This is a genomic window from Pseudomonas sp. BGI-2 (assembly GCF_004310295.1).
In the GTDB taxonomy this organism is placed as follows: domain Bacteria; phylum Pseudomonadota; class Gammaproteobacteria; order Pseudomonadales; family Pseudomonadaceae; genus Aquipseudomonas.
Genome location: NZ_SISB01000086.1, coordinates 1 through 3,922 on the forward strand (window position 1 = coordinate 1; position 3,922 = coordinate 3,922).

The following is a 3,922-nucleotide window of genomic DNA, read 5'->3' on the forward strand; positions in this document are numbered from 1 at the left end:
CAGCAAAAAGTGGACAATGCCGATCCGGGACTGGAAAGCGGCTTTGAATCGCTTCAGTATCCAGTTTGAAGATCGGCTGTTAACGGTTTAATAGAAATCCCGTTTACACAAAATCAGGGACACCCTCGATTCCCAGCAAGCCGGGCGGGGCCTGACGTCCCATGGCGTCGGCGATCACCGAGCCCCAGTCGCCACCTTGCAACACGTAACGCTTGTAGCCCAGACGCTTCACCAACACATCCCACGCCACGCCACGCCACGCCGATACGGTCGGGACCCCAACCGCCGTCGGTGGGTCTCTGCGAGAAACCGTAGCCAGGCATCCAGGGAATGATCACGTCAAAGGCATCTTCGGCTCGACCGCCATAGGCAGTCGGGTCGGTCAACGGGCCGATGGCTTTGGTCTGTTCCAGAATCGAACCGGGCCAGCCATGGGTGGCTTCCGAGGCCGACACCGCCGATGCCACCTAGTATGGCCCCCACGCCACTGTCTTGGTTGGTCTGCATCTGCGTCTGGGTAATCTGCTCGATTTTCCCCGAGCGAATTTCCATCTCACCCGCCCCTGCGCTCCCGGCGTCGACCGCAACACAGGAGCACAGCGCCAGACTCAACAGCGTAGCCGTCAACCAGTAAGCGATAGTTTTCATGCTCAACCTCCAGCATTTTCGAGGAAGTTGATCTTGCAAACGCATCAATTCACGTTAGACGAAAAAGTCTGGAGGGTACTTTTAAATCATCGTGGCTTGGCAGGGTGGATGCCGCAAATGGAGGGCGTAAAAAAGCCCGGCTGGTCAGGCCGGGCTTATCCTTGAGTACTTCGGTAAAGCCATTCATTTATGCAACGCGGCTTTCGTTCAGACGGTCGGAACCACCTTCGGCAACGCGGTTCTCGATCAGACGATCCGAACCACCTTCAGCCACACGGTTTTCGATCAGACGATCCGAACCGCCTTCAGCGACAACCGGGTGAGCAGAGGTAGCGGCGAAAGCGTTAACTGCAAAAACCGAGAAAGCGATGCTGAGAAGGATTTGGCGTTTCATGATTGTGTGCTCCGGGGTGTAGTTGTTTTGGTATGGAACCGATCTTACGCCGCGGAGTTTTTATGAGAACTTCATTGAGTCGATGGTGACTATCGACGCCGGTAATGAGTGCGAAAGGCCCGGAATAGAAGCTTCAGGCTTCGCTGATCTTGCTGACACTCGTCAACTGTCCATTCCAGACCATCTCGTAATGCGCTGCTTGAACGATTGATAAAACCGGTCTCGGCGTCATCAGCGCCCAGCAATAACTGCCCTGCATCCGCACGGAGTGGTAACGAATCCCAGGACACCGCACCTCCTTAACGGACCTCCCCAAACGCCTCGACTCCGTGTAATCGTCAGGATCGTAAACAGGATCAGTCATCGCAATAGCGGCAGCATCCCTCATCGCTGCATCCACGAAAGAGCAGGACAACCCCCGGAACACAAACCGCTCATAGTTGAGACTCGGGACATTCGACCAGTACAGACTCTGGTGATGCCGCACCTCGGCCAACGCCGTTTCCATGGAGTCCGCCAGATACAACACCCCAAAACTGCCATCGCTGAACCGCGATCCCGCCGGGTTGACGTGAGTAAAAGGCGCCGTCGCGTAAGAGCAGCCGGGAATGCCGAACGGGATCTGATCCCGCGCAATCAACTCAAGATGACCCACTTCATTTTTCAGCCTGGGATTCGTCAGCGCCTGAATCTGGTACAGCACCTCAAACTCGTCCGCATCCGCCACGTCATCAAACATCGCGATCGGTGGAAACTTCGAATTAACCAATCGGTAAGCCTGCAACTGCTCACCGGCAAGTTCTGTCAGTTCGCTCACCGTCACCATTGCCCACCACGCAGCACGTCAATGCGCTTGAAGGTTTCATACAAGGAAATCATGTCGCCCTGAGCCATGATCTCCAGCGGACTGCGTCCATTGAAAAACTCGTTGTGGTTGGCCATCGACGGGAAGCCGTAGACGTTTTCCGGGTTGTCGAAGATCAGGCGCAATGCGGCGTGGATGTTGAGGACAAAACTGATGCGCTGCATCTGGTCTGAGTCCAGCGCGACGGACCAGGAGGGATCGGGCTGACGGGCGCGGGTATAGGTGCTGCGGGAAATGCGCAGGATGCGACAGGCCTGATCGCTGGAGGCGGTCCATTTTTCGAGGATGCCAACGGCGGCGCGAAGGCCTGTGACGCATTGGGCTTTGGTGAACGCTTGTTCCTTGAGAGGGACGGCCATGTTTAATCTCACCATTAATCTATAGACTCAAAAATATATATATTGTATCTACAGATCAATAGTGTGTCGACCAGTGGACATCAGGGTGTTGCCACCAGTCCAACTGGTCGTCAATCATCTAGTGCTACCAACCCACGCGACGGCCCTGGCCACCGTTGCCGATCCGGCCCAGGACTTTGTGGGCTTGTCTGACCCACGAGGCCTGCTAGCTTGAGTGCGTAGGAACCTTCAAAGGCGTGTGACAATGCAGATGATTAAAGTAGACGATAACGGTCTGGATCAGCTCCGGGATACGCTCAACCAGGCATCATTACCCAACAATGATGTCAGTGAGCCGGGGCGGCAGTTCTACCGTTTCGAAGTTCAGGGCCAATGGGTGGCTTTTGGAGGGCTGGAGGGGGCGGCCCCCGACATGTTGCTTCGTTCAATGGTGGTGCGCGAGGGACGCCGGGGAGAGGGGCTGGGCAAAACCGTATTGCGTGCATTGGAACAGTGTGCAGCCTCCCAGGGGGCGCTCCGACTGCATTTGTTGACCCAGGGTGCTGCTGAATTTTTTGCGGCCAATGGATATGACCTGTTTGACAGGCAGGAGGCGCCCGCCGCCATCTGCCAAACAGCCCAGTTCAAACATTTATGTCCTGCGTCTGCGAGCTATTTACGGAAAACATTGAGCGTATAAATCGATTGCACCCGAGAGATCGCGTATGTTTTCACGTCAGCACCGCGTGGACATGGAACCAACGGTGTCAGTAGCGTCTACATTTCAAAGGGGATATTCCCCACACGGAAGGAACGACTCAATGTCCAGATCTCGCGCGTTGATTGCCGCAATGACAAGTCTTGCACTGGTCTGCGGTTCGGCAACTGCAACGGCCGATCCCGGGAATGGAAAAGGCCAGGGCAACGGCAAGGGACACACGCAAAACAGTCAGGCCCATGGCAATCAGGGAGGTCAGGCTGGCAAAGGCAAAAACACCGGGGGCGCCGATTGGGAGCATGGCCCGAGTATCAATCGCGGCAGCGTTCTGGAAATTGTTGGCGGCTACCGGGACTACTGGAGTCCCGGTCCTGCTTTGCCACCCGGCATTCAAAAGAACCTCGCTCGTGGCAAGCCGCTTCCACCCGGAATTGCCAAAAAACTGGATGACCGGTTGATCGGCAGGCTGCCTCATTACGATGGGTACGAATGGCAACAAGCAGGTACCGATTTGCTCCTGGTTGCGCTGGCCACCGGGCTGATTTATGAAGTGTTGAACGGCGCGTTTGATTAGCGTTTGAGTGGCGAACACGATTGGAATCCACTGACAAAAGGCTCGCTTTTTTCAATTCCAGCACAATGCTGATCAGAGTCTGCATGCATTGCATTCCGTCTGTCGCAGGACCTGGAACTGAAACGGGGTTATTGCGTCCTATGGCACGCGATATCAACTTACGGAAGCCATCATGCTTTTAAAGAATAAGAGTCTTTTTGCTGTCATGTCCTGCGCGATGATGCTTGCGGCTGCTCCATTACTCTCTCTTATACCAATCTGACGCTGCCGACGACTTAATCGGTGAAGTTATGATAGTCGCCACTCTCCTCACAACAAAAAGCACTCAGATATAGGTGTAAAGAAGCATTGATTAAGGACGTACACACCGTACGTATAGTCTAAA

At 54.8% G+C, this 3,922-nt stretch carries 4 protein-coding genes and 3 pseudogenes; 2 read left to right on the forward strand and 5 right to left on the reverse strand.

The window, feature by feature from the left end; all coding sequences use genetic code 11:
* Window positions 1-127: 127 nt before the first annotated feature.
* The 5 genes and pseudogenes from EYC95_RS29880 to EYC95_RS29900 form a co-directional block, all read right to left on the reverse strand.
* Window positions 128-437: pseudogene (locus EYC95_RS29880) on the reverse strand (alpha/beta fold hydrolase); the annotation flags it as partial.
* Between the two features lies 1 nt (window position 438).
* A pseudogene (locus EYC95_RS30830) lies at window positions 439-648 on the reverse strand (hypothetical protein); the annotation flags it as partial.
* A 190-nt stretch (window positions 649-838) separates the two neighbouring features.
* Window positions 839-1,042, reverse strand: a pseudogene (locus EYC95_RS29890) (phage infection protein); the annotation flags it as partial.
* Window positions 1,043-1,175: 133 nt separating this feature from the next.
* A complete protein-coding gene (locus tag EYC95_RS29895; protein WP_131063519.1) occupies window positions 1,176-1,868 on the reverse strand; it encodes an RES family NAD+ phosphorylase in 693 nt (230 codons plus the stop codon).
* Window positions 1,862-2,266 carry a hypothetical protein gene (locus EYC95_RS29900; RefSeq protein WP_131063520.1) on the reverse strand — a complete coding sequence of 135 codons (405 nt, stop codon included), beginning with the start codon at window positions 2,264-2,266 and terminating at the stop codon, window positions 1,862-1,864. The genes EYC95_RS29895 and EYC95_RS29900 overlap by 7 nt, the downstream gene beginning before the upstream one ends.
* 244 nt (window positions 2,267-2,510) lie before the next feature.
* Here EYC95_RS29900 and arsN2 point away from each other — a divergent pair, with 244 nt between their 5' ends.
* Both arsN2 and EYC95_RS29910 read left to right on the forward strand, forming a co-directional pair.
* Window positions 2,511-2,945, forward strand: coding sequence for an arsenic resistance N-acetyltransferase ArsN2 (gene arsN2, locus EYC95_RS29905; RefSeq protein WP_131063521.1), 435 nt, complete (start codon window positions 2,511-2,513; stop codon window positions 2,943-2,945).
* Between the two features lie 121 nt (window positions 2,946-3,066).
* On the forward strand, window positions 3,067-3,537 hold the full coding sequence (locus EYC95_RS29910) for an anti-virulence regulator CigR family protein (RefSeq protein WP_131063522.1): 471 nt from the start codon (window positions 3,067-3,069) through the stop codon (window positions 3,535-3,537).
* Window positions 3,538-3,922 lie beyond the last annotated feature (385 nt).

Coding starts and splice junctions, on each gene's coding strand:
- EYC95_RS29910 (WP_131063522.1), top strand. CDS start 3,067: ATGTCCAGATCTCGCGCGTTGATTGCCGCAATGACAAGTCTTGCACTG.
- EYC95_RS29900 (WP_131063520.1), bottom strand. CDS start 2,266: ATGGCCGTCCCTCTCAAGGAACAAGCGTTCACCAAAGCCCAATGCGTC.
- arsN2 (WP_131063521.1), top strand. CDS start 2,511: ATGCAGATGATTAAAGTAGACGATAACGGTCTGGATCAGCTCCGGGAT.
- EYC95_RS29895 (WP_131063519.1), bottom strand. CDS start 1,868: ATGGTGACGGTGAGCGAACTGACAGAACTTGCCGGTGAGCAGTTGCAG.